General features: G+C 69.1%; 24 protein-coding genes and 1 tRNA gene. 5 read left to right on the forward strand and 20 right to left on the reverse strand.

Annotated elements, in window-relative coordinates; translation table 11 throughout:
* Positions 1 to 39: 39 nt before the first annotated feature.
* The gene (locus G6N67_RS15560) at positions 40 to 909 is read right to left on the reverse strand and encodes an RDD family protein (RefSeq protein WP_036431767.1); all 870 of its coding nucleotides are present in this window, start codon (positions 907 to 909) and stop codon (positions 40 to 42) included.
* Between the two features lie 32 nt (positions 910 to 941).
* On the opposite strand from G6N67_RS15560, the gene G6N67_RS15565 reads away from it, so the two are divergent.
* Complete coding sequence (locus G6N67_RS15565) at positions 942 to 1934, forward strand: stage II sporulation protein M (RefSeq protein WP_036431770.1); 993 nt, start codon at positions 942 to 944, stop codon at positions 1932 to 1934.
* A 28-nt stretch (positions 1935 to 1962) separates the two neighbouring features.
* On the opposite strand, the gene G6N67_RS39670 is transcribed toward G6N67_RS15565, so the two are convergent.
* The 7 genes from G6N67_RS39670 to G6N67_RS15595 all read right to left on the reverse strand — a co-directional run bounded on the left by G6N67_RS39670 (position 1963) and on the right by G6N67_RS15595 (position 8583).
* The gene (locus G6N67_RS39670; protein ID WP_407663357.1) at positions 1963 to 2559 is read right to left on the reverse strand and encodes a transposase; all 597 of its coding nucleotides are present in this window, start codon (positions 2557 to 2559) and stop codon (positions 1963 to 1965) included.
* Positions 2552 to 3010 carry an IS110 family transposase gene (locus tag G6N67_RS39675; protein WP_407663358.1) on the reverse strand — a complete coding sequence of 153 codons (459 nt, stop codon included), beginning with the start codon at positions 3008 to 3010 and terminating at the stop codon, positions 2552 to 2554. The genes G6N67_RS39670 and G6N67_RS39675 overlap by 8 nt, the downstream gene beginning before the upstream one ends.
* Positions 3011 to 3350: 340 nt before the next feature.
* Positions 3351 to 4673 (reverse strand): DUF58 domain-containing protein, encoded by a 1323-nt coding sequence (locus G6N67_RS15575; RefSeq protein ID WP_036431773.1) that lies wholly within the window; start codon positions 4671 to 4673, stop codon positions 3351 to 3353.
* On the reverse strand, positions 4673 to 5644 hold the full coding sequence (locus G6N67_RS15580) for an AAA family ATPase (protein ID WP_197747965.1): 972 nt from the start codon (positions 5642 to 5644) through the stop codon (positions 4673 to 4675). The genes G6N67_RS15575 and G6N67_RS15580 overlap by 1 nt, the downstream gene beginning before the upstream one ends.
* Positions 5641 to 6753, reverse strand: coding sequence for a DUF4350 domain-containing protein (locus tag G6N67_RS15585; RefSeq protein WP_036431775.1), 1113 nt, complete (start codon positions 6751 to 6753; stop codon positions 5641 to 5643). Before G6N67_RS15585 ends, G6N67_RS15580 begins: the two co-directional genes overlap by 4 nt.
* Positions 6750 to 7403: a DUF4129 domain-containing protein gene (locus tag G6N67_RS15590; protein ID WP_036431777.1), complete on the reverse strand. Its 654-nt coding sequence runs from the start codon at positions 7401 to 7403 to the stop codon at positions 6750 to 6752. Before G6N67_RS15590 ends, G6N67_RS15585 begins: the two co-directional genes overlap by 4 nt.
* Before the next feature lies 1 nt (position 7404).
* On the reverse strand, positions 7405 to 8583 hold the full coding sequence (locus tag G6N67_RS15595) for a DUF7847 domain-containing protein (protein ID WP_110798395.1): 1179 nt from the start codon (positions 8581 to 8583) through the stop codon (positions 7405 to 7407).
* Positions 8584 to 8657: 74 nt separating this feature from the next.
* Here G6N67_RS15595 and G6N67_RS15600 point away from each other — a divergent pair, with 74 nt between their 5' ends.
* Genes G6N67_RS15600 through G6N67_RS38800 form a run of 3 tightly spaced genes read left to right on the forward strand, consistent with a single transcriptional unit; the run spans position 8658 to position 9986 of the window.
* Positions 8658 to 9323: an SIMPL domain-containing protein gene (locus G6N67_RS15600; RefSeq protein ID WP_036435296.1), complete on the forward strand. Its 666-nt coding sequence runs from the start codon at positions 8658 to 8660 to the stop codon at positions 9321 to 9323.
* A 21-nt stretch (positions 9324 to 9344) separates the two neighbouring features.
* Positions 9345 to 9809 (forward strand): GatB/YqeY domain-containing protein, encoded by a 465-nt coding sequence (locus G6N67_RS15605; RefSeq protein WP_036431782.1) that lies wholly within the window; start codon positions 9345 to 9347, stop codon positions 9807 to 9809.
* A 36-nt stretch (positions 9810 to 9845) separates the two neighbouring features.
* Positions 9846 to 9986 (forward strand): hypothetical protein, encoded by a 141-nt coding sequence (locus G6N67_RS38800; RefSeq protein ID WP_165572154.1) that lies wholly within the window; start codon positions 9846 to 9848, stop codon positions 9984 to 9986.
* 4 nt (positions 9987 to 9990) lie between these two features.
* Here the strand turns inward: G6N67_RS38800 and G6N67_RS15610 are convergent, their stop codons facing one another.
* The 5 genes from G6N67_RS15610 to G6N67_RS15630 form a co-directional block, all read right to left on the reverse strand.
* Positions 9991 to 10212 carry a three-helix bundle dimerization domain-containing protein gene (locus G6N67_RS15610; protein ID WP_036431786.1) on the reverse strand — a complete coding sequence of 74 codons (222 nt, stop codon included), beginning with the start codon at positions 10210 to 10212 and terminating at the stop codon, positions 9991 to 9993.
* A 77-nt stretch (positions 10213 to 10289) separates the two neighbouring features.
* Positions 10290 to 11084: an acyl-CoA thioesterase gene (locus G6N67_RS15615; RefSeq protein WP_036431789.1), complete on the reverse strand. Its 795-nt coding sequence runs from the start codon at positions 11082 to 11084 to the stop codon at positions 10290 to 10292.
* A gap of 36 nt (positions 11085 to 11120) precedes the next feature.
* Positions 11121 to 11618, reverse strand: a complete 498-nt coding sequence (locus G6N67_RS15620; RefSeq protein ID WP_036431792.1) for an SRPBCC family protein — start codon at positions 11616 to 11618, stop codon at positions 11121 to 11123.
* Between the two features lie 20 nt (positions 11619 to 11638).
* Complete coding sequence (locus G6N67_RS15625; protein ID WP_036431796.1) at positions 11639 to 12445, reverse strand: class I SAM-dependent methyltransferase; 807 nt, start codon at positions 12443 to 12445, stop codon at positions 11639 to 11641.
* Entirely contained in the window at positions 12442 to 13062 is a 621-nt protein-coding gene (locus G6N67_RS15630; protein WP_051578652.1) for a TetR/AcrR family transcriptional regulator, read from the reverse strand. The genes G6N67_RS15625 and G6N67_RS15630 overlap by 4 nt, the downstream gene beginning before the upstream one ends.
* A gap of 82 nt (positions 13063 to 13144) precedes the next feature.
* On the opposite strand from G6N67_RS15630, the gene G6N67_RS15635 reads away from it, so the two are divergent.
* Entirely contained in the window at positions 13145 to 14308 is a 1164-nt protein-coding gene (locus G6N67_RS15635; RefSeq protein WP_036431799.1) for a serine/threonine-protein kinase, read from the forward strand.
* A 57-nt stretch (positions 14309 to 14365) separates the two neighbouring features.
* Here the strand turns inward: G6N67_RS15635 and G6N67_RS15640 are convergent.
* The 7 genes from G6N67_RS15640 to ponA2 all read right to left on the reverse strand — a co-directional run bounded on the left by G6N67_RS15640 (position 14366) and on the right by ponA2 (position 21451).
* Positions 14366 to 14439 (reverse strand) — tRNA-Pro (locus G6N67_RS15640).
* Positions 14440 to 14524: 85 nt separating this feature from the next.
* Entirely contained in the window at positions 14525 to 14788 is a 264-nt protein-coding gene (locus G6N67_RS15645; protein WP_051578653.1) for an SHOCT domain-containing protein, read from the reverse strand.
* Positions 14789 to 14865: 77 nt separating this feature from the next.
* Entirely contained in the window at positions 14866 to 15531 is a 666-nt protein-coding gene (locus G6N67_RS15650) for a response regulator transcription factor (protein WP_036431802.1), read from the reverse strand.
* A complete protein-coding gene (locus G6N67_RS15655) occupies positions 15528 to 16685 on the reverse strand; it encodes a sensor histidine kinase (RefSeq protein ID WP_036431804.1) in 1158 nt (385 codons plus the stop codon). The genes G6N67_RS15650 and G6N67_RS15655 overlap by 4 nt, the downstream gene beginning before the upstream one ends.
* A gap of 184 nt (positions 16686 to 16869) precedes the next feature.
* Positions 16870 to 17976: an L-cysteine desulfhydrase Cds1 gene (gene cds1 / locus G6N67_RS15660; protein WP_036431807.1), complete on the reverse strand. Its 1107-nt coding sequence runs from the start codon at positions 17974 to 17976 to the stop codon at positions 16870 to 16872.
* Entirely contained in the window at positions 17973 to 18929 is a 957-nt protein-coding gene (locus tag G6N67_RS15665; protein ID WP_036431810.1) for a metallophosphoesterase, read from the reverse strand. Before G6N67_RS15665 ends, cds1 begins: the two co-directional genes overlap by 4 nt.
* A 74-nt stretch (positions 18930 to 19003) precedes the next feature.
* Complete coding sequence (ponA2, locus tag G6N67_RS15670; protein WP_036431812.1) at positions 19004 to 21451, reverse strand: transglycosylase/D,D-transpeptidase PonA2; 2448 nt, start codon at positions 21449 to 21451, stop codon at positions 19004 to 19006.
* Positions 21452 to 21803: the final 352 nt, after the last annotated feature.

A 21803-nucleotide genomic window follows, 5' to 3' on the forward strand; every position in this document is an offset into this window, starting at 1 on the left:
GCACGATTGGCCCAAAATGGGACATCACTGTCCCATGGATCACGTCGGGGGAACAAACCCGCCGGTCGGTGGTGGCGGGGCCGGCTGCGGCGCAGGCGCGGGCGGATACGGCCCCGGCGGATACGACGGTGGATACGGCTGTGGAGAAGGCTGGGGCGCGGGCATCAGCCGCGCCAACTCACGCCGGTGCCGCTCGGCGAGCACCGCGGCCAGCACCCACTGCGGTGCCACGCCCTGCGGGGGTGGCGGCGAGATCCGGGATGCCACCTCGCCCAGGATCCGGTAGGCCATGTCGTCGCGGACGCGCGGATCGAGCTGGCCGGCCCTGGACAGGAACTGCCGGGCCAACTCGGCCTGCTCGGCGCCGAGCCCGGACAGCTGCAGCGACGCGGCCCACTGCGCCAGCATCGGCGGCATGGCGGGCGGGGGCGCCAGACGTGGGGCGCGTTCGCTGATCACGACCGTCCCGGCGAAGATGTCGCCGATCCGCTTACCCTTTGCCGAGAGCAAGCTGCAGATCACCGCGGGCCCACCGGTGAGCATCCACAGTTCGATGAACCCGGCCAGCGCACGAAACAGGGCCTGGCGGAAGCGTTCCGGGCCGCCGTCCTCGGACACCACCCGCAACCCGAGCGCCATCTTGCCGAGCGAGCGCCCGCGCGTCGTGGTCTCCATGACGAGTGGGTAGCCCACCAGCGTCAGCACCGTGAAGATGATCAGGATGGCCCCCGTCAGCGCATCGTCGAGTTGCGTGAACGCGAGCGCCCACAACACCATGCCGAGGAGGTAGAAGACCAAGATCGCCACGACGTCGATCAGCGCCGCCAACGCGCGGACCGGCAGCAGCGCGATCTGAATGTCGAGGACCACGGCATCCCCGGTCACCACCGGCTCAGGCTGGGAGACCATACCGCCACACGCTACCGACTACGATTTCTCACGTGGATGTCGATGCGTTCGTGTTGGCCCATCGCGCCACCTGGGACCGATTGGAACAGCTCGTGAAGCGGCGCAGGCGGTTGACCGGCGCCGAGGTGGACGAGCTCGTGGACCTGTATCAGCGGGTTTCGACGCAGCTGTCGATGGTGCGGTCGGCCTCGGGCGACGCCGTGCTGATCGGGCGCCTGTCGGGTCTGGTGGCGCGGGCCCGGTCCGCGGTGACGGGGGCGCACGCGCCGCTGTGGCGCGAGTTCGTCCGGTTCTGGACGGTCTCGTTTCCCGTTGTCGCCTACCGCTCCTGGCGGTGGTGGCTGGGTGCCGCGGTCGCATTCTTCATCGTCGTCGTGGCGCTCGCGCTGTGGGTCTCGGGCAATCCCGAAGTGCACACCGCGATCGGAACACCAAGCGAGATCGACGAATTGGTCAACCACGACTTCGAGTCGTATTACAGCGAGCATCCGGCGGGCTCGTTCGCGCTGCAGGTGTGGGTGAACAACTCCTGGGTGGCCGCGCAGTGCATCGCGTTCTCGATCCTGCTGGGCCTGCCCATCCCGTACATCCTGTTCCAGAACGCCGCCAACCTCGGCGTGATCGCCGGGCTGATGTTCAACGCCGGCCGCGGCGATCTGTTCCTCGGCCTGATCACACCGCACGGACTGCTGGAACTGACCGCGGTCTTCCTGGCCGGTGCGGTGGGCATGCGGCTGGGCTGGACCGTGATCGCACCGGGGGACCGGCCGCGCGGCCAGGTGCTCGCCGAACAAGGGCGAGCGGTGGTGTCGGTCGCGGTCGGGCTTGCCGTGGTGCTGCTGGTTTCGGGTCTGGTCGAGGCGTTGGTCACGCCGTCACCCCTGCCGACGTTCATGCGCGTGGCGATCGGCGTCGCGGTCGAGGTCGCGTTCCTGGGCTATGTGTTCTACTTCGGCCGCAAAGCCGTCCGGGCCGGCGACAGTGGTGACCTCGAGGACGCGCCCGACGTCGTGCCGACGGGCTGATTTCCTACCGCCAGCAATAGCTCCTATGTCAAGCCGCGGCGGTTAGGTGTTGATTGTGGGTGTGGTTGTCGTGGTGGAGGGCCTGGTAAATGCGGCGGGAGATGCGGCGTTTGAGGCAGCGGCGGGCTTTGGCTTTGGTTTTCCCGGCGGTGATGAGCCGGTGGTAGTAGGCGTGGCCGTCGCTGCCTTTCATTCGGGCTTGGGTGACGGCGATGCGGTGGATGGCGGCGTTGAGTTGGCGGTTGCCTGAGCGGCTTAACCGCATCTGGCCGGCGTTGGCGCCCGACCATGCCGGGATGGGTGCGACCCCGCAATGGCAGGCGAAGGCGGCCTCGCTGGTGAACCGGTCGATGCCGGCGGCCTCGCCGACAATCTTGGCCGCGGTCAGCTCCGCGCACCCGTCGATGGCCAGCAGGCTGGGCGCCACTTCGCGGGCCCGAGCGGCCAGACGCTGCTCGAGCTTGTCGATCTCGCCGGTGAGTCGGATGATGTCGGCCAGCTCATCGCGGGCCAGTTCAGCCACCAGACCCGGCTGGATGTTCAGCCATGTCTGCAACGCCTGCTGATGGGTGCGGGTTTTCAACGCGCGAGGTGGCGGGGCCTGGTCGGGGTCGAGTTCATGCACGCCACAGCAGTTGGTTGATCGTCTGAGTGCGTTGCCGGACAAGGACATCGCGACGGTCGGTGAGCAGTTTGAGCTCCGGATTGCTCATCGTGGGAAGCGATGGGCAGGTCGGTTCGCGCAGCACCGCCCGTGCGACCGACTCGGCATCGATCGGGTCGGACTTGCCGCGGGTGCGGGCGGACTTGCGCGTCTGGGCCGACAGTTTGGTGGGTACCCGCACCACTTTCTGCCCGGCACCGAGCAGGTCGCGTTCCAGCCGCGCGGACATGTTGCGGCAGTCTTCGATACCCCACACCAGTTCGGTGCCGAACTGGTCACGCGCCCACATCAGGGCCGCGTGGTGGCCCTCGGTGGTGGCCTTGACGGTCTTCTCGCCGAGGCGCCGGCCTACCTGATCAACGGCGACAAAGGTGTGGGAGCGCTTGTGTACATCGGCGCCAACAACAATCATGGTGAATGCCTCCTTCACGCGTGGGAGAGGTTGTTGAGGTTGGACCGGTCGGCCGACACATCTCAGTCGGGGCGATGCCACGCTCCTATCAAGTCAGGTCGGCCGGTCCGTCTCACCTGGTGCCGGCACTACTGCTCAACGCCAACTCCAAAGGGCGGCAGACGCGTACCGAGCCAGACACCAGGTGAAACGCAACCAACCACCGCGCTACAACGCCTGTCACGCAGACACGCCGTAAACCCGGCACACTCACCATGACACTGAGACGCGTACGTACCCGAAAGTGGCGGGTTTGGGGTACGCGCGCGTCTGCTCGCACAGTGGAACTCGCGCAGTGGAACTAGAGCCTGCCCGCGGCCTTCATGGCCAGATAGTGGTCGGCCAGCGCCGGGGCCAGCTCGTCCGGCACGGCGTCGACCACGTCGACCCCGTGGCGACGCAGCCGCGACGCGATCGCGCGCCGGTCGTTGCGGGCCCGCTCGGACGCGGCCGCGTCGTAGACCCGAGCGGCGTCGGCGCGTCCGGCCGCCAACGCGTCGACGCGCGGATCGGCGACGGCCGCCACGAGCACGCGGTGGCGCGCCGACAGCTGCGGCAGCACCGTCATGAGCCCCTCGTCGAGCGCTGACGCGTTCAGATCGGTCAGCAGCACCACGAGGGCCTGGCGTTTGACCCGGCCGGTGACGGCCGCGACCAAAGCCCGCGCATCGGATTCGACGAGCGCGGGCTGCAGCGGTGCCATGGCCGACACCAGCGCGGGCAGCAGTTCGGTGCGCGACGCCCCCCACACGCCGGCCCGGCTGACGCGGTCGAACGCCAGGAAATCGACGTGATCACCGGCCCGCGCGGCCAGCGCGGCCAGCAGCAGCGCCGCATCCATCGACCAGTCCAGCCGGGGCCAGCCGCTGGGATCGCTCGACGTGGGATCCACCCCGACGCGGCCCGCCGACGTGCGGCCCGAATCGAGCACGATCACCACGCGTCGGTCCCGTTCCGGGCGCCACGTGCGCACCACGACGTCGGCCCGACGTGCGGTGGCGCGCCAGTCGATGGAGCGCACGTCGTCGCCGACGACATACTCACGCAGCGAGTCGAATTCGGTGCCCTGGCCGCGGATCAGCACCGGGATGGCGCCGTCGAGTTCGCGCAGCCTCGCCAGCCGCGACGGCAGGTGCTTGCGGGACAGGAACGGCGGCAGGATCCGCACCTCGCCCGCGATCCGGTGTGACGCCTGGCGCCCGGCCAGCCCGAGCGGGCCGATCGCGCGCACCGTCACCGCCGCCGACGACTGATCGCCACGCCGTATCGGACGCAACCGGGTGACGACGCGAAGCTCTTGTCCGGCAGGGATGTTCACGCGGTGCGCGCGGGGCTCGGCGCGCGCACTCGGCGCCCAGGCATCACGGATCAGGCCACGCACGCGGCGCCGGCCTGCGTTGTGCACGGTCAGGGTCGCGTCGACCGATTGGCCAAGCCGGGCCGTGGTGTCGCCGCTGCGGGTCAGCCGCAGCGTCTTGGTGCTGCCGGCCAGCGCGACGTCAGCGGCCACCGCGGCCACCAACAACGCCAGCAGGACCAGGAAAACCGCTGCCGGCCAAGGGGCGAACGCGATCGGCAGCGCGCCGATCAACGCGACCAGGCCGGTTCGGCCGGTGAGGACCATCAGCGCGGGACCGGCACGGCCGCCAGGATGCCGTCGAGGACACCGTCGGCCGTGGCGCCCTCGAGCTCGGCCTCGGGCCGCAACGCCACACGATGCCGCAGCGTCGACCGTGCCATGGCCTTGACGTCGTCGGGCGTCACGTAGTTGCGGCCCGAAAGCCACGCCCACGACCGCGCGGTGCCCAGCAGCGCGGTCGCGCCGCGCGGTGACACCCCGAGCTGCAGCGACGGCGAATGCCGGGTGGCTCCGACGATGTCGACGATGTAGCCGAGCACTTCTTCGCCGACCAGCACCTGCGCGACCGCGGCACGCCCCGCCGCGAGCTCGGCCGCACCCGCCACGGGCTGCACGGCCGAAAGGTCACGCGGGTCGAAGCCGTGTGCGTGACGGGAAAGGATCGCGATCTCCTGGTCTCGCGGCGGCAGCGGCACAGTGAGTTTGAGCAGGAAGCGGTCGAGCTGGGCTTCCGGCAGCTGATAGGTGCCCTCGTACTCGATGGGGTTCTGCGTGGCCGCGACGATGAACGGGTCGGGCAGTGGCCGTGGCTTGCCGTCGACGCTGACCTGCCGCTCCTCCATGGCCTCGAGCAACGCGGCCTGGGTCTTTGGCGGCGTCCGGTTGATCTCGTCGGCGAGCAGCAGGTTGGTGAACACGGGCCCGGACCGGAACTCGAATTCGGCTGTGCGCGCGTCATAGACCAGCGATCCGGTGACATCGCCCGGCATGAGGTCGGGCGTGAACTGTACGCGTTTGAAGTCCAGTTGCAGCGCCGCGGCCAACGTCCGCACCAGCAGGGTCTTGGCGACGCCGGGTACCCCTTCGAGGAGCACGTGGCCGCGGCACAACAGCGCGATCACCAGGCCGCTGACCACCGCGTCCTGACCGACCACCGCTTTGGCGATCTCATTGCGCAAGGACAGCAACGCGTTTCGCGCGGCGTCGGGTTCCACTGGATACGCGGCGTAAGTCACGACTGTGCGACCTGCCTTTCGATGTCGTCGAGTTGATGGGCGAGGCTGACTAGATCGGAATCGGTCGCAGGCGGCGGCCCGAACAGCATGTGCGTCGTCGCGCCGATGTCAGTGCCGGAGCGCGCCGCGACAGCAGCGGCGATCGCGTCGGGTGCAGCGGCCGACGTGAGGCCGAGGCGCGGCAGCAGCCGCTGCAGGGTTGCCGTACGCAACGCATCGGCAGCCCGGTCACGGGCCCGGTGCGAACGGTACAGGCGGCCGCGTCCCTCAACGGTTTCCGACGCGCGGACCACGACGGGCAGCGACTCGGCGACCAGCGGCCCGAGGCGGCGGGCCTGCCACACCGCGACCAGCACGACAACGACGCACAGCCACAGCACGAGCCAGCGGACCTGATCGGGCAGCAGGTCGGACAGTGTTGCATCACCCGTGGATTCGCCCTCGTACCGCTGCGGCGCGTACCAGATCACGGTGGGTCGGGCGCCGGCCAGATTCATCGCGAGCGCGGCGTTGCCCTGTTTGAGCAGACCGGAGTTCGACATGAACTCGGCGGTGCCGACGACGGTGACCGTCCGCGGTCCGTCGGTGTAACGCACCACGGCGCCGTCGTAGCAGCGGGTCACCGGGGTGCTCCCGGCGGCTTCGAACGTGTCGGTGAAATCCAGCTCGGCGTCTCCGGCCCGGGTGGCCGCAGGCAGGTCGCAATCCGGTCGGCCGCCGCCGAACGCGCTGGCCCCGCTCTGCCGGATCTCGGGTGCGAGCGCCTCCCTGGTCTTGGCGACCGGGCTGATCAGCAGCAGATCGCCTGGGGTGTCGGCCAATTGAACCAGCCGGTCGCCCGCGGGCAGATACATGGTCTGGGCCACCACGAGCAGCCGGTCAGGACGCGCCGCGCGGCGCACATCGCCGATGGTGTCGGCCTCGATCACCTCGACGCCGTGGTCGCGCAACAAGGAGACCAGGGCGCGGGCCCCTTCGGGCGACGTCGCCTCGGGATCCATCGCGCCCCCGGGGCGCGGGGCCGTGAGGTACGTGCTGACCGCGGCCACCGCAACGATCACGACGAGCGCGAGCACCACCCAGCGCGCGGTGCGCAGACGTTGTTTCATCGCACCTGCGCCCAGCCGTCGACGGTGGCGGGTGCGGCCGCTGCGTCGCTCGCGGTGGCGCCGCGGTGGCGCAGCCGGTTGTCGAGCTCGACGATGCCGCGGTACGCCGGTTCGTCGCCCGGCCGCTCACCGTAGGTGACGTCGTTGAAACTGTCTGCCGCCCTGGCGAGTTCACGCGTCAGATCGGGCAGGACCGCTGCGGCGTCCCGCGCGAGCTCCGTCGCGGTACGCCCGGGGTTGGGACCGAGAACCTCGGCCTCCTCGAGGTGTCGGGCCACCGCACGCAGCCGGTGCCGGATCGCCGCGGCCCAATTGCCCGCTGCCGCATACTGTTCGGCGGTGGCCCGGTGCTCGGCCGCACTGAGCTCATGGGTGTCGAACAGCGAGTAGCTGTCGTCGCGCTGCGTGCGCATGGTGCGCCGCGCGACGCGCACGGCGACCACCACGGCGACCACCGCCACGATGGCCAGCACCGTGAGCGTGAGCCAACCGCCGGGGAACGACGAACCCGCCGACGCCACCCGGTACAGCAGATGGTTGAACCAGTCGCTGAACTGGTCCATGGCCGAAGCCCGGGGATAGATCGGCTTTCCGAGTTCGTTCTGGGCCGCATCGTGGGCGGCGTCGCGGTCGATGTCTATCGTCGTCACCTCACTGGCGCCGCGTGAGCCACAGCTGATCCGTCGATTCGGCCGACCCGGCCGCGCCGGTCCGCAGCACGAGGTCGAACGCCTCGGCCCGGATCCGCCGGTCGGTGTACAGCAATACCGTGACGCCTGCGGTGAATGGTGCCGTGACGATCTGGCCGATCGCGGAACCGATCGCCATGAGTGTCAGGCCGACGAACATCAGCGTGCCCGGGGTCGTGGCCATCAGGTTCCCGGCGATGCTGAACGGCATCCCGACGGCACCGGCCAGCAGCGCGGCGAGCAGCGACGCAAGCAGCCAAATGCCCAGTACGCGCCAGAAATCGTTTTTCACCAACGCGAATGACCGTGCAATGGCGGCGAATATGTCGAGTTGCTCGAGCACGATCAGGGACGGCGCGAACAGCAGCACGACCGACAGGTAGATCAGGCCCACGAAAGCCGCGAGCACCAGGATCGCGCCGATCATGAAGGCCGCGACCCCACCGCCGACGCTGCCTGCGGCGACGATGGCCAGCGCGATCACGCCACCGACCAACACGACGGCCAGCATCTCGAGGGCCGTGAGCCCCAGCAGCGGTAGAAAACGGCTGCGCAGCCGTTCCCAGGTCTGCCCGATGGTGATCGAGCCGCCGAACACCGCGCGGCCGATCACCACGGTGAGCATGCCGCTGAGCACCACTCCGGCGAGTGCGGTGATGATGACGCTGGCGATCATTCCGCCGGACAACGCCGTGATGGCGCCCATCGACGGCTCCTCGCCCTGCAGTCCCGAGTCGAACACGCCGAATGCGGCCAGCGGACCGATCTGCAGCAGCAGCGCGACGATCTGCGAGATCACCACCACGATGGTCGTGAGGCCCAGCGTCGCTTTGGGATTGGCCCGGATGTAGGACACCGCGCCGTTGAAGATGTCCGACAAGGTCAGCGGCCGCAGCGGGATGACGCCCGGTTTGAGAGCCAGCGGGGCTCCGTAGCCCGGTGGTGGATAGCCGGGCGGGGGATAACCCGGAGGCGCGTAACCGTACGGCGCATAACCGGGTGGGGGCCCGTACGGCGGGTACCCGGGCGGCGGCCCGTACCCGGGTGGCGGCGGTGCGTAACCAGGCGGGGGATAGCCCGGATTCGGCGGACCCGGCGGCGGCGGGGGATAGGGCGGAAACCCGCCGGCGTCGTGAGTCATGTTCCCCATCCTGTCCATGACCGCGGAAATTGACAACGTCGCATGCCGTCGCGGTGCACGACTACCGTGACAGGATGCCGACCGAGATCATTGTGCGCGGCTCGTTTTCCGCGCGGCGACCGCCCGAGCGCGGGACCGTCAACGCCACCGTGTCGCACGAAGGCCCGGCCATGGAACCCGTGTACCGGCGAGTGGTCCAGGATCTCGAAGCGCTCACGGGCTCGATCGAGCCGATGTCCGACACCGGCCGAGGCCCCGTCGTCAAGTGGTCCACCGATCAGCTGCGCACCTGGTCGGACCGGCCGTGGAACAACGAAGGCAAACAGCTGCCGCTCGTGTACCACGCAAGCGTCGGGATCGCGGTGACGTTCAACGACTTCACCGAGCTGTCGCGGTGGGTCGGCACGCACGTCGTCGACACCGCAGGCTTCCAGGTGGCGCACGTGGCATGGGAACTCACCGACGACCACCACGACGCGCTCGTCCGCGAGGTACACACCGGGGCGGTGCACGACGCCGTGGCCCGGGCCCAGCGCTACGCCGACGCGCTGGGCCTCGGTGCGGTGCGGCCCATGGCGATCGCCGACGCCGGGATGCTCGGCCAGGGGCAACCGGCTGACGCCCCGGTCGCCCCGCGGGCCATGGCGATGAAGGCCGGCGCACCGCAGATCGAGCTGGCGCCTGCCGACATCGAGGTGACGGTATCGGTGGATGCGCGGTTTCACGCCGGTGCCGCCTGACGTGCGGCGTAGGTTTGCGCTATGGCCGAGCTGAAGGACAAGCTGCGTACCGACCTCACCGGGGCGATGAAGTCCCAGGACAAGCTGCGCACCGCCACGCTGCGAATGATGTTGGCCGCCATCCAGACCGAGGAGGTCTCGGGCAAGCAGGCGCGTGAGCTGTCCGACGCCGAGGTGGTCGCGGTGCTGGCCCGGGAATCCAAGAAGCGCGGTGAGGCCGCCGAGATCTACACGCAGAACGGACGCGGCGAGCTGGCCGCCAACGAGCATGCCGAGGCGCGCGTCATCGACGAGTACCTGCCCACGCCGCTGACGGACGCCGAATTGGCCGATGTCGCAGACACCGCGATCGCGCAGGTGGCCGAGGATCTGGGAGAACGGCCGAGCATGCGCCAGATGGGCCAGGTGATGAAGGTCGCGACGGCCATTGCCGCGGGCAAAGCCGACGGCGCGCGGCTGTCGGCGGCGGTGAAGGCGCGGCTTTAGAGTTTGATGCCGCTCGCGGCCGGGAATTCAGCGGGCATGCCACGTGGACGAGGCATCAACGACGAAGAACATGCCGACAAGTACGACGACGGCGAGCATGGTCGCGATCCGGACTATCCGCGGGACACACCGGATGTTCCCGACCCGCCCGATGCCGAGCAGGAGCCGCCGGACTGAGGGCCTAAGTGGTCGCCAGCTGCGCTGCGCCGAGCTGCTGTTCCAGCTCTGAGCGGACTCGGCGTTCCACGAGCAACGGGACGAAATCGCGGATGATGCTGTGCTCGAAGCGCGTGTGCGCCGTGATCACCGCGTCCGAAACCAGGTCGCGGGGCAGGTCGGTGAAGCGTTGCGCCAATCGATCCTCGACGTCGGCCACCAACTCCTTTTCACTTTTTCCGAGCATGCAAAGAATTGTCTGACCTGGCGGTTGTGTGCGTCAACGCGCGTTTCCTCACACAGCTCGACAGGTGTCAACGCAGATCACATGCGCCAGAGCGCTTCCTGCGTGGTGCTCGCGATCAACGTCCCGTCGGCAGCGTAGAGCGAGCCGACCGCAAGCCCACGTGAATCGTTGTGGTTGACCGAGCGGACCTCGTACCGGTGCCAGCCGTCGGGCCGGAACGGCCGGTGAAACCAGATCGAGTGGTCGAGGCTCGCGGCGAAGCCGAGGTCTGACCGCAGCGGGATGTGCGGCGGTAAGGCGGCGGGCACCGGCCCGAGGTCCGACAAGAACGTCAGGGTGCACGCCCGGACCAGCGGATCGTCTTCGATCGGTGTGCTCGCCCGGATCCAGAACGGCGGCAGCGCGAATTCCGACGTGTCATGGCCCATGGTGCGCAGCTCGAACCAGCCCCCGAAATCGAGCACCGAGTCTTTCGGGACCGCTGCGTCGAATTCGAGGTTGGGCGCGACATCGGGATACCAGTCGGCGCCGGGTTCGGGATGGTGGAACGACGCGATCATCTCCAGGATCACCGCACCGTCCTGGATCGCCGTGACCCGCCGGTTGGCGAATGCGCGGCCGTCGCGCGTCCGGTCGACGTGGAATTCGACGTCGGCGTCGTACCGGCCACCCCGCACGAAATACGCGTGCAACGACTGCGGCAGCTTGCCGTCGTCGACGGTCGCGCCCGCCGCGGCGAGCGACTGGGCGGCGATCAACCCACCGAAGAGCCGCTGGACGGCACCGCGGCGGGGCTCGCGGATCCGGAACACATCGCCGTCACGATCGAAGCGCAGCAGCCGGGCGATCCAGCTTGTGGTGGAGGTCGTCATCGACCTGACGCTATCAACCGCTTGGTTGGGCTCGTGTCAGGCCTGCTTGGCGAAGTACCGCTGACCATCCGAGGCCAGCCGCCCGAACGTGGCCTTGACCACCGGGGTCAACGCCTTGAACGGCAGCGCGAACAGGGGGTGCGGCTCGATCGCCACGATCCAGGTGAACTGGGTCTCGCCTTCGCCTGCGGGTTCGATCAGATAGTCCTCGGCGAACCGGCGCAGCGCCGGGATGGTCCCGTAGTCGACGGAGAACGAGTACCGGCGACCGTCCTCCCACCGGAAGAACGTCTCGTGCACGCGCGCGATCCCGGGCGCCAGGATCACCTCGCGGGAGCTGCCGACCCCGAACGGGCGGGGCGACAGCCAGGTGACCTTCTGCACCGACGGGCCCCATGCGGCCAGCGACTCGTCGGAAGTCATCGATTCCCAGACCTTTTCCGGCGGGGCCGCAAAGCGTTTGGAGTACGTGAAGATGTGCGGCGCCGTCGTGAAGAAGCCGGCGTCTGCGGATTCCAGGTTGAACCGGGGCATGCGCTGAGCATGCCAGCTGATCAGCCGAAGGTATATCGCAGCGGCCGGCCCAGCCTGCGTACGGCGGGAACCGTGTACGCGGCATGCAGCAGGCGCCGCGTGATCGCGGAGAGGTGATGGTCCATGCCGGGGGCGTCGGAGTACCAGAGTTCGGCGTCGAACCGCAGGCCCGGCACGGCCCGTTCCAGCTCGCGGGGATCGTCGATGCTCCAGCCGAGGCGCGCGCCCGAAGCCTTGACGCAGCCGTAGCGCTGCAGGAACCGCAGGCCCCACCGGCCGTACGCGTCGAACAACAGCTCGCCCGTTGGGAAGTGGGCGGTGATGCGCCGCAGCATCGCGATGCCCTCCGCGGCGGGCAGATAGGGTGTCACGCCTTCGGCGACAACCAGTACCGGCCCGTCCCCGGCAATGCCGTCGAGCAGCGTCGGATCGGTGACGGACTTGGCGATCGCAGCCACCCCTGATCCGAAGAGCTTGTGCCGCAACGCGATCACATCAGGGAAGTCGACGTCGTACCACGTGCACCGTGGGGTGATCCGGTACGGGCGGGTGTCCAGGCCGCAGCCCAGGTGCAGGACCGTGCAGTCCGGGTGCGCGGCGATGAACTGGCAGGCCCAGATGTCGTACGCCTTGGCGCGCACTGCCAGTGACAGGTGGTCGCTGCGACGCACGCGCAACTTTCCGAAGTCGTAGTCGACGCGCGCCAGGGCATCGAACGCCACGGTGTCGTGCAGGATCGTGTCGGGGCGGCGACTCTCCATCGCCTTTCCGTACAGTGTGGCCAGGGTGGTCTCCTGAGCCCCGGTCAACGTCACCTTGTCGGTCATTGCTCATGCTCCTGTTGAAAGCGGGCCAAACCGTTGCGGGCCAACGACATCAGGTCCGCGCCGGCCAGATCCGGTGACATCGCGTCGAGCACCGCAGCGCTGATCCGGCTCAGCACCGCGGGCGTGAGAGCCTCCGCCCCGAGCGCCCGGACCAGGTGCGGATGCAGGATCCACACCCCGAGCCGCATCGCGACGTGGACCGCGGCCAGGGTCCGCAGGTCGTGGTTCGCCGACCGGCCGTGCACCGGATGGTCGGTCAGGTACCGCTCGGTGAGCGCCACCAGGTTGTCGAACAGTGTTGTGGCACCCGGGGATTCGTCGACTAGGGCGCGGGACACGTAACGCAGCACGATGGGTGCGTCCCGGTAGACGTCGCCGAGGTAGCCGGGATCGGCGATCGCCTGCCCGTCGACGCCCTCGGCGATCACCCGGCGCAGATAATCCATCACGTAGCCGTCGCACGCGTCGCGTAAGCCCTGCTTGCTGCCGAAGTGGTGCGACACGAGTCCCGGCGCCACGCCCGCATCGGCCGCGACCGCGCGGATGGTCGTCTCCTTGACGCCGTGCTCGGCGAACAGGCGCATGGCCGAATCCCGGATCCTGGCTCTGGCGGTCACGTCTTCGATTGGCCGTATGTTCAGTAGTTTAAACATCTGGCCAGTCGACTGGTCAAGTGTTCAATGTGCGATAGTCCGGGGCATGGGCAGTGTCCTCGGAAACCGCTACGAGCTCAGGGGAGTGCTGGGCCGCGGCGGGATGGCCGAGGTACGGGACGGTTGGGACACGCAACTGTCCCGCCCCGTGGCCATCAAACTGCTCTACCCGGCCCTTGCGGCCGATGCCGGACTACGCCGACGCTTCGAGGACGAGGCGCGCGCCGCCGCGGCGCTCAACCATCCGAACGTCGTCGCCATCCACGACAGCGGTGAGTACCACGGACAGCCGTTCATCGTCATGGAGCGACTGCCGGGACGCAGCCTCGCCGATGAGATCGCCGCGGGCCCGATGCGCGTCGAGCGCGTGCGGGCAGTGCTGGCCGAGATCCTGTCCGCACTGGCCGCCGCACACGCCGCAGGCATCCTGCACCGCGACATCAAGCCGGGCAACGTGCTGATCAGCCCGTCCGGTGCGGCCAAGCTCGCCGACTTCGGCATTGCCAAGACCGACGGGGGCATGCACACCCAGACCGGCCAGATCGTCGGAACCATGGGCTATCTCAGCCCGCAGCGCATCATGGGGCGGCCCGCGACCGTCGCCGACGACATCTACGCCGCCGGAGTGCTGGGCTACGAGGCGCTCACCGGGCAGCAGCCGTTCCGCCAGGACAACCCCGCCGCGATGGTGCGGGCGATCCTCGACGCGCGGCCGGTGCCCGTCGAAGCCGTGCGCCCCGACGTCGACCCCGCGCTGGCCGCGGTGATCCGGACCGCGACCGCGCCCGAACCGGGCCACCGCTTCCCCGACGCCATCGCGATGCGGGCCGCGGTGACCGGTGAGGCGCCGCCCACCGTGCAGTTTTCGCCGGCGCCGCGCCCCGCGACGAAGGCGTTCACGGCACCTGTGGCGTTTCCCGAGTCGGCGCCGGTATACCCGCCGGCGCGCCGATCCCGGTTGCCGCTCGTGCTCGGGGCCGCGGCCGCACTGCTGTTGGCGGCGATCCTCGCAGTCGTGCTGCTGGTGTCCCAACGTCCGCAGCAACAGCCGCTCACCCCCGTCAACACCACGTCGGTGCCGACGCCGACCACCTTCAGTGCGCCCCCGATGCCGACGACCACTGCGGCCGAGGACGACGAAGAGCCCGGGCGGGGCAAGGACAAGGGCAAAGAACCACCGGGCAAGAAGAAGGGCCATCCGCACGGGTGAGGGCTCGAGCAAGAAGGCCCCGACCGGATATGCCAGGTCAGGGCCTTGCCTACGCTGTCGGGGTGGCGGGATTCGAACCCACGACCTCTTCGTCCCGAACGAAGCGCGCTACCAAGCTGCGCCACACCCCGCGTGAAGCCACGACAGCGTATCGCACCGGGGTGGTCGAAAGCCAAACGGTTAACCCTCATGGCGCAGCGAGGCAGCCCATACCGCTCAGCGGCGCGTTTCCCGCAGCACGGCCAGCCGCTCGCGGTACTCGGCCTCGTTGACCTCGCCCTTGGCGTAGGCGTCGCGCAGCGTGCGTTCACCCTGGCGTCCGCGGTTGCGGCGGACGAAGTAGACGATCGCCCCGATGATCAGGACGAACACGACCAGCCGGATCACGAGGAACCACGGCGAGAATCCGTGGTGGCCCCAGCGCTCGTACTCGTCGGCCAGGAAAGTGGTTGTGGTGGGAGTGATTTCGTAGATGCTCATGCCACCAGCCTGCCGCCGTCACCCGCCGGGAACATCGGCCCGCGGGCGTCAATCCCGCTACGCTCCGGCGCGTACGTTCAGCCCTGCCAGCCCGGGCGGACCAGCCCGCTCTCGTAGGCCAGCACCACGAGCTGTGTGCGGTCCCGCGCGTCGAGCTTGGTCAGGATGCGGCTCACGTGCGTGCGGGCCGTGGCCGGGCTCATGAACAGACGCTCGCCGATCTCGGCGTTGGTCAACCCCTCGGCGACCAGGACCAGCACCTCGCGTTCGCGCGCGGTCAGGTCGGGCAGTGCGGGCGCGGCGGGGGTCTTGGCGTGCGCCGCGAACTCGGCCACCAGCCGGCGCGTGACCGACGGCGAGAGCAGCGCATCTCCGGCCGCGACCACCCGCACCGCCCGCACGAGCTCGGCCGGCTCGGTGTGCTTGACCAGAAACCCGCTGGCTCCCGCGCGGACGGCCTCGAACACGTACTCGTCGATCTCGAATGTGGTGAGAACCACAACGCGCACGTCGGCCAGTGCCGGATCGGCCGCGATCGCGCGGGTCGCCGCGAGGCCGTCGAGTTCGGGCATCCGGATGTCCATCAGCACCACGTCGGGCTTCAGCTCGCGGGCCGCTGACAGGGCGCGGGCCCCGGTGTCGGCCTCGGCCACCACCTCGATGCCGTCCTGCGCGTCGAGCAGCGCCACGAACCCGGCCCGCACCAAAGCCTGATCGTCGGCGACCAGTACCCGAATCGTCATGCGGCACCGTTACTTTCGTTCACCGGGAAGCTGGCCCGCACGCTGAACCCGCCGCCTGGAACTCGTTGCGCGGTGAAGTCGCCACCGAGCGCCTTGGCGCGTTCCCGCATGCCCGTGATGCCGCTGCCGCCTGACGGGCTGCTGTTCAATGGATGCCCGTCGTTGTCGACGCCGACCGCCACGTGCGTCGGGCCGTAATCCACGGTCACGGCCGCCGCGGTGGCGGTCGAATGGCGCACGACGTTGGTCAGAGACTCCTGCACGATGCGCGCCGCGGCCACGTCGACGACTGCGGGCAGCGGCCGCGGCTCGCCGCGCACCGTCGTCGTCACCGCGAGCCCGGTGGCCCGTGCGGGGGCCAGGAGCGCATCGAGATCCGCGATGCCGGGGGTCGGCGCTGTGGGTTCGCCACCGTCGGTACGCAACGCCGCGACGAGCGCGTGGACATCCGAAATAGCTTGGCGGCTGGCATCTTTGATGGCGGCCAGCGCCGGTCCCGCGCGCTCGGGTTGCTTGTCGAGCAGCTCCAGCGCGACCGAGGACTGCACGTTGATCATCGACAGGCTGTGCGCCAGCACATCGTGCAGTTCGCGCGCGATGGCCAGCCGGGCCGCGGTCGCCTGACGCTGCTGCTCGGCGCGGGCCTGCAGCGCCATGGCGTCCTGGCGCTGCCTGCGCGCCTCGACCACCGAGCGTCGTTGCCGCAGCCCCTCGGCGATCGCGATCAGCACCAGCAGCCACGCCCCCAGCGCGCCGAGGGCCTCCAGCGGGGGACCGGGCCGATCCCGCAGCCACGGCAGCAGCCAGGCCACCGCGACCCAGCCGAGTACCGGCAGCGGGTACGTCCACCAGCGCGGCCCGACGGCGGCGGCCCGCAGGAACGCCACCACGAGCGACAGGAACACCGGGCCCGCGCCGAACCCGGCCAGATGATAGGTCAGCGTGACGGCCAGCACCGCCAGCAACACGGGATACGGGTAGCGGATCCGGGCCAGCAGCGCCGCGGGGCCGGCCAGCAGCAGCAGATAACCGAACCAGTTCAGCGGCGGAAGCTCGGGGACGCGATGGCGGATGCCGGTACTGCCCGCGACCTGGATGACCGCGACGACCAGCGGCACCAGCCACCCCGTCGGGCGGCGGAGCAGCGGGTCCATAACCGCGAACCTAGTCCGGCACCAGAGGCGCTGACATCCGCATCGCGGCGTACATCACGTTGCGCTCAGGGATGGATGTGCTGGTCGGTGGCGTTAGAACCCGTATGACCGCATTGGGCGCCACCATCTACCTGGGGTTCTTTGCGCTGGCCGCGTTGTGGCTGTTCCTGACCGCCGAGGGTGCTCAGGACCAGCGGCCCGAGCGCTCGAACTCCGACAACACCTCGGCAGGTCCGGACGGATCCAGCCCCTGGCTGGCCACCCAGTCGTCGTCGAAGTAGGTGTCCGCGTAGCGGTCGCCGCTGTCGGCGAGCAGCGTGACGACCGAACCGCTGCGCCCCTGTCTCAGCATCTCGGACAGCAGCCCGAACGCACCCCACAGGTTGGTGCCCGTCGACGGCCCGACCCGGCGCCCGAGCACGGCGCTCACGTGCCGCGACGCGGCGATCGACGCGGCGTCGGGCACCGCGATCATGCGGTCGACCACCTCGGGCAGGAACGACGGTTCCACCCGCGGCCTGCCGATGCCCTCGATGCGTGACGACGCGCCCGTGACGATGTCGGTGCGGCCCTGCGAATAGGCCGGGAAGAACGCCGAATTCTCCGGGTCGACGACGCACAGCCGGGTGGCGTGGCGTCGGTAGCGGATGAACCGGCCGATGGTCGCGCTGGTGCCGCCCGTGCCCGCCCCGACGACGATCCACTCGGGAACCGGGTGGGCCTCCATCTGCATCTGCTCGAAGATCGACACCGCGATGTTGTTGTTGCCGCGCCAGTCGGTGGCCCGCTCGGCGTTGGTGAACTGGTCGAGATAGTGCCCGCCGGTCTCGTCGGCCAGCCGTTGCGCCTCGGCGTACACCTGGGACGCCTCGGCGACGAAATGGCAACGGCCACCTTGAGATTCGATGAGCGCAATTTTCGACGCGCTGGTCGAGGCTGTCATCACCGCGATGAACGGCAGGCCGAGCAGCGCCGCGAAATACGCCTCGGAGACCGCCGTCGAACCCGATGACGCCTCGATCACCGTGGTGTTCTCGCCGATCCAGCCGTTGCAGAGCCCGTAGAGGAACAACGAGCGCGCCAGCCGGTGCTTGAGGCTGCCGGTGATGTGGGTCGACTCGTCCTTGAGATACAGCGCCAGATCGAGGCCGTCGCACCACGCCGCGGGCAGCGGATAGCGCAGCAGGTGGGTGTCGGCACTGCGCTTGGCGTCGGCCTCGATCAGCCGCACCGCGTTGTCGACCCACTCGCGAGGCTGACTCCTGACGGCCGAACAGGCCTCGGGGCTCACCGCGCCGATACGGTCGGGGAGGACTGGCCGGCCCGGGTTCCGACGTGGCCGCCGCCGGTCGGTGCGGCGACGAGCGTCAGCAGGGTGGCCTCCGGCCGGCAGCAGAATCGCACGGGCGCGTACGGCGACGTGCCGATACCGGCCGACACGTGCAGCGCCATGTTGGCGCCCCAGCGCGACGCGCCCTTGGCGCGCGAGCGGTCCAGGTCGCAGTTGGTGACGATGGCGCCGTAGAACGGCAGGCACAGCTGACCGCCGTGAGTGTGGCCGGCCAGCACCAGCTGGTAGCCGTCGGCGGCGAACCGGTCCAGCACGCGCGGCTCGGGGGAGTGGGTGAGCCCCAGCGTCAGGTTCGCGGCCGCGTTGGCCGGCCCGGCGATGGTGTCGTAACGGTCGCGCTTGAGGTGCGGATCGTCCACCCCGGCCACCGAGATGGTCACGCCCGCGACTTCGAGTTCGCGGTGCGTGTGGGTCAGATCCAGCCAGCCGCGCTCGGTGAACGCCGCGCGCAGATCCTGCCACGGCAGCGGCTCACCGTGCGTGCGGTGCTCGGGGTTGGTGATGTAGTTCAGCGGGTTCTTGAGTCGTGGCGCGAAGTAGTCGTTGCTGCCGAACACGAACAGGCCGGGCACCGACAACAGGTCGGTCAGCGACTGCACGACGGCGGGCACGGCCTTCGGGTGCGCCAGGTTGTCGCCCGTGTTGACCACCAGGTCGGGCTCAAGCCGGGCCAGATCGCGCAGCCACGCCTGCTTGCGGCGCTGATTGGGACGCATGTGCAGATCCGACAGGTGCAGCACCCGAAGCGGCGACGATCCCGGCGTCAGCACCGGCATGGTCGCTTCGCGCAGCACGAACGCGTTCCGTTCGATGACGGACGCGTACCCGATCCCGGCTACGAGGGAACCGGCGGTGATGGCGGCGGACTTCTTCACTACCGAAGCTGCTGACATGCCCGAGAGCCTACTGCCACAGCCTGTGTGTCACCGCTTCTTGGCCGGTCACGGTGGTCAACCGCACAAACCGATCACGGCGGCGGCGGTGGTGGCGGCGGCCCAAGCACCGGGACCGTGATGGGCGGCAACCCGGGGATCTCCACGACGGTCTGGCCGATCTCCGGCGGCGGGCCGCCAGGCATCGGGAACGCCACCGGCGGCGGCGGTGGCGGCGGCGCGATGCCGTTGCTCAGCTGGATCGTGATGATCGAGCCGGGAATGGTCTGCCCGCTCGGCGTGGTGCCGACGACCGTGCCGTACTTCGAGCTGCTGTTGACCATCGCGGCCCCGTCGGCCACCTGGAAGCCCGAGTCCCTGAGCCGTTGGCGTGCGGCGTTCTCGTCGAGCCCGCTGACGCTGGGCACCTGCGAGCCGGGCCCGCCGTCGACGTAGCGCGGATCGGTCGGCGGCAGCGCGACGGGCCCGAAGTTGTTGGCGATGGGCTTCATCGCGGTGAACCACGTCCGGGCCGGCTCGTTGCCGCCGAACAGGTCGCCGTCGCCGCATTGGCGCAGCGGGAACGAGCACAGCTCGCCCGGGCTGGTCGAGTCGTCGTAGATGTAGTTGGCCGCCGCGTACTGGTTCGTGAAACCGAGGAAGCCCGACGAGCGGTGTGCCTCGGTGGTTCCGGTCTTACCCGACATCGGCAGATCCCAGCCGACCGAACCGGCCGACCCCGCCGCGGTGCCGCCACCCTGGTCGTCCTTGCTCATGGCGTTGGCCAAGGTGTTGGCCAGGCCTTCGGGCACGGCCTGTTCGCACGTCTCGGTGGTGACCGAGACTTCATTGCCGTTGCGGTCCAGCACCTGCGCGATCGGGTTGGGCGGGCACCAGGTTCCGCCCGAGGCCAGCGTCGCCGCGACGTTGGACAGCTCCAGTGCGTTGACCTCGATGGGCCCCAGCGTGAACGACCCGATGTTCTGGCGTTTGACGAAGTCGGCGAGGCTCTCGTTGCTGTCGGGGTCGTAATCGCGCGCCGTGCCGGGCAGCGCGTAGGACCGCAAGCCGAGCCGGACCGCCATGTCGACCGTGCGCTGCACACCGATCTGCGAGATGAGCTTGGCGAACGCCGTGTTGGGCGACGTGGCGAGCGCGTCGGTGACGCTCATCGACCCGCGGTAGCCGCCCGCGTTCTTGACGCACCAGGTTTCCTTCGGGCAGCCCGGGGTGTCGCTGCTGCCCAGGCCCTTGGCCTGGAAGAACTGCGGCACGGCCAGCTGCGTGTTGATGCCCATGCCCATGTCCATGGCGGCGGCCACGGTGAAGATCTTGAAGATCGACCCGGCGCCATCGCCGACCAGTGAGAACGGCTGCGGCTGCATGGTCTCGCCCGCGTCGGTGTTCAGGCCGTAGGTGCGGTTGCTGGCCATCGCCAGGACCGGGTGCGATTCCTTGCCGGGCTTGATCACGCTCATGACGCTCGCGATGCCCTGGGTGTCCGGACGCGCGATGCTGTCGATCGCGGACTTGACCGGAACCTGCACGTCGGGGTCGAGCGTGGTCTTGATGAGATAGCCGCCCTTGGCCACCTGGTCCTTGCTGATGCCCGCGCGGGCCAGGTACTCCAGGGCATAGTCGCAGAAGAAGGCCCGGTCGCCCGCCGCGATGCAACCGCGGGGCAACTCGTTGGGCTGCGGCAGGATGCCCAGCGGCTCCTGTTTGGCCGCCCGCAGTGCCTCTGCCTCTTGCGGAATGTTCTCGATCATGGTGTCCAGCACCAGGTTCCGGCGGGCCAGGGCGCCGTCGGGGTTGGTGTAGGGGTTCAGCGCACTCGTGGACTGCACCATGCCGGCCAGCAGGGCGGCCTGCTGCCAGTTCAGCTCCGAGGCGTTGATACCGAAGTACGTCTGCGCGGCGTCCTGGATTCCGAACGCGCCGTTGCCGAACGACACCAGGTTCAGATAGCGGGTGAGGATCTCTGGCTTGGTGAAAGTCTTGTCGAGCGTGAGCGCCATCCGGATCTCACGCAGCTTGCGCGCCGGAGTGGTCTCGATCGCGGCGCGGCGCTCGGCGTCGGTCTGTGCGACGACCAGCAGCTGATAGTTCTTGACGTACTGCTGTTCAAGGGTCGAGCCGCCGCGGGTGTCGGGATTGCCCGACATGTATCCGGACAGGCCCGTCAGGGTGCCCTGCCAGTCCACACCGTTGTGCTCGGCAAACCTCTTGTCCTCGATCGAGACGATCGCGAGCTTCATGGTGTTGGCGATCTTCTCGCTGGGCACCTCGAAGCGCCGCTGCGAGTACAGCCACGCGATGGTGTTGCCTTTGGCGTCGACCATCGTCGACACCTGGGGCACCTCGCCCTCGACGAGTGCCGCGGACCCGTTGGCAACCACGTCCGACGCCCGGTTCGACATCAGCCCGAATCCGCCGACGACGGGGAACATGAAAGCGGCCGCCAACACGCTCGCCAACAGACAGCACCAGGCGAGCTTGATGACCGTGACCGTCGTCGGCGGTCGCGTCGGCTGCTCGGGCATGGCTACAGAGTAACGAGCGTGCCCGCCGGCGTTCCCGCCGAGCGGGCGGATCGCCATATCGGGCTCGCGCTGCGGAAATGCCACACTTCGCGCGAAGATAGATCAGACGGCACGGGCGTCCCAAAAAAGTGGGTCGCAAACTGTTGCGTTAATACCCTCTGACCACCTAGCTTGGACACACAGTGCGATCCAGGTAACACTCACTGGCGCAATGTGGCGTAGATCGCATCGGCGTTCTACACCGGAGGACTCGCCGCCCCTCCGTTCGGTGGGCGGTTGGAACGAAGGGATCGCTGGTGTCAGGTACACAGTCGGCCGTACACAAGACGAGCACTAATGCCACAGCCCATGG

The sequence above is a fragment of the Mycolicibacterium mageritense genome, assembly GCF_010727475.1.
In the GTDB taxonomy this organism is placed as follows: Bacteria; Actinomycetota; Actinomycetes; order Mycobacteriales; family Mycobacteriaceae; genus Mycobacterium; species Mycobacterium mageritense.

Coding starts and splice junctions, on each gene's coding strand:
- G6N67_RS15560 (WP_036431767.1), bottom strand. CDS start 909: ATGGTCTCCCAGCCTGAGCCGGTGGTGACCGGGGATGCCGTGGTCCTC.
- G6N67_RS39675 (WP_407663358.1), bottom strand. CDS start 3,010: ATGATTGTTGTTGGCGCCGATGTACACAAGCGCTCCCACACCTTTGTC.
- G6N67_RS15575 (WP_036431773.1), bottom strand. CDS start 4,673: ATGGTCCTCACCGGCCGAACCGGCCTGGTCGCGTTGATCGGCGCGCTG.
- G6N67_RS15585 (WP_036431775.1), bottom strand. CDS start 6,753: ATGAAACAACGTCTGCGCACCGCGCGCTGGGTGGTGCTCGCGCTCGTC.
- G6N67_RS15595 (WP_110798395.1), bottom strand. CDS start 8,583: ATGACTCACGACGCCGGCGGGTTTCCGCCCTATCCCCCGCCGCCGCCG.
- G6N67_RS15600 (WP_036435296.1), top strand. CDS start 8,658: ATGCCGACCGAGATCATTGTGCGCGGCTCGTTTTCCGCGCGGCGACCG.
- G6N67_RS15605 (WP_036431782.1), top strand. CDS start 9,345: ATGGCCGAGCTGAAGGACAAGCTGCGTACCGACCTCACCGGGGCGATG.
- G6N67_RS38800 (WP_165572154.1), top strand. CDS start 9,846: ATGCCACGTGGACGAGGCATCAACGACGAAGAACATGCCGACAAGTAC.
- G6N67_RS15610 (WP_036431786.1), bottom strand. CDS start 10,212: ATGCTCGGAAAAAGTGAAAAGGAGTTGGTGGCCGACGTCGAGGATCGA.
- G6N67_RS15615 (WP_036431789.1), bottom strand. CDS start 11,084: ATGACGACCTCCACCACAAGCTGGATCGCCCGGCTGCTGCGCTTCGAT.
- G6N67_RS15620 (WP_036431792.1), bottom strand. CDS start 11,618: ATGCCCCGGTTCAACCTGGAATCCGCAGACGCCGGCTTCTTCACGACG.
- G6N67_RS15625 (WP_036431796.1), bottom strand. CDS start 12,445: ATGACCGACAAGGTGACGTTGACCGGGGCTCAGGAGACCACCCTGGCC.
- G6N67_RS15635 (WP_036431799.1), top strand. CDS start 13,145: ATGGGCAGTGTCCTCGGAAACCGCTACGAGCTCAGGGGAGTGCTGGGC.
- G6N67_RS15645 (WP_051578653.1), bottom strand. CDS start 14,788: ATGAGCATCTACGAAATCACTCCCACCACAACCACTTTCCTGGCCGAC.
- G6N67_RS15650 (WP_036431802.1), bottom strand. CDS start 15,531: ATGACGATTCGGGTACTGGTCGCCGACGATCAGGCTTTGGTGCGGGCC.
- G6N67_RS15655 (WP_036431804.1), bottom strand. CDS start 16,685: ATGGACCCGCTGCTCCGCCGCCCGACGGGGTGGCTGGTGCCGCTGGTC.
- G6N67_RS15665 (WP_036431810.1), bottom strand. CDS start 18,929: ATGTCAGCAGCTTCGGTAGTGAAGAAGTCCGCCGCCATCACCGCCGGT.
- ponA2 (WP_036431812.1), bottom strand. CDS start 21,451: ATGCCCGAGCAGCCGACGCGACCGCCGACGACGGTCACGGTCATCAAG.